Annotated in this window: 1 protein-coding gene; it reads right to left on the bottom strand. The window is 59.7% G+C overall.

Annotated elements, in window-relative coordinates; all coding sequences use genetic code 11:
• Nucleotides 1-31: 31 nt before the first annotated feature.
• A complete protein-coding gene (locus QP109_RS09190; RefSeq protein ID WP_285024432.1) occupies nucleotides 32-1147 on the bottom strand; it encodes an IS1249 family transposase in 1116 nt (371 codons plus the stop codon).
• Between the last annotated feature and the right edge of the window lie 184 nt (nucleotides 1148-1331).

Below are 1331 nucleotides of genomic sequence, written 5' to 3'. Positions count from 1 at the left end.
GGGTTAAAGGACAAAAAGAGTTGGTGGAGGGTTAGTCCCAGTTGTTTCGGTGGGGGCTTGTGTGGTGGAGGTCGTGCCAGGCGATGGCGTCGCCCCATCTGGGGATGACACCGGCTGCGGGGTGTGTGCGCGAGGCGTGTTCCCATTGGGCTTCAATCTGGGTGTCTGTGGGCATGATTTTGAGGATCTGGGCTGGTGGGAGCGGGTTTTCGGTGTGCATGTAGCACCACCAGAAGATCGCTTTGATCCGGCGGGTCAGCCGCATTCCCCGGTGGTCTCGCAGCAGTTGACGCAAGGGCGCGTTGGTCGCGCCTTCGATCTGGTTGTTCATCGCCGGCAACGCCCCCTCAAACTGGGGGTCGGTGTAGGTGAACAACACCTCGGCTCCGATGAGCCGGTTCACGCTGTTGCGGGCTCCAACGAGTCGTTCGTGCGTGTATTCCCACCCGCCATCGTCCCTCTTGGTCTTCTGCGCGAGGAAGCCCTCCCAGCGCTTGCACCAGTCCAAGTAGGTGTCTATCCATGAGGCCGCTTGCTCTCGGTCTTTCACGTGCAAGAGCTGCTTGCCCAAGCCGTACAGTTCCTTGGAGGCTGCAAGCTTGGGGCGCGTCGTGGTGGCTTGGCGAATACGGCAATACGCGTGGAAGGTGCACCGCTGGACCCGCGTGGTGGGCCAGGCTTTCTTGCGGGCTTTTTCGAAGCCACTGCCCCCATCCGTCACCACCACGTCTGGTGGGGCGATCCGGTTCATGAGCGCTTCCCAGGCGCGCGAGTTCTCACTGCGTGCCACATACCAGCCCAAGATGAAATCCCGGGACTGAGCAATCAAGACGACCGCTTTGCGGCCCAGGTGGATCCCGTCAACGAACACGACCTCATGCACCTCATCCACCACCGGGGCGAGGGGCCAGATCTCCCACAGGCTCTGGCATCGCCTGCGAAACGACCTGCCCCCACCTGGCATATCCGCCTGCCGATTACCGCTGAGCAGCCAGGCAAGAAACTCACCCAGATGCTTGGCCGAGGTATCAATCCGCTGCACGCCAGTTGAGTGGCACGAGGTGCAATGCCACCTCTGCTTGCCCGATTTCGACAGTCCGTACCGGATCAGCTTCCTGCCACAGGAATCGCATTTCGAGATGTTCACTCACCGAATCTGCCAGTACCAACTTTGACGCCCACTCTCCCGCACCACAAAGCCGAAAAGTCGACGTTTCACCAACACATTTTGTCCACCCTCAAAGTTGGCCCCCAACAACTTTGAACCAAACTTTCCCGCACCACAAAGCCGAAAAGTCGGGCTCAGACCAACTCTTTTTGTCCTTTAACCC

The sequence above is a fragment of the Pauljensenia sp. UMB9872 genome, assembly GCF_030212665.1.
Classification (GTDB): Bacteria; Actinomycetota; Actinomycetes; order Actinomycetales; family Actinomycetaceae; genus Pauljensenia; species Pauljensenia turicensis_B.
This window is presented reverse-complemented; position numbering and strand designations above follow the sequence as displayed.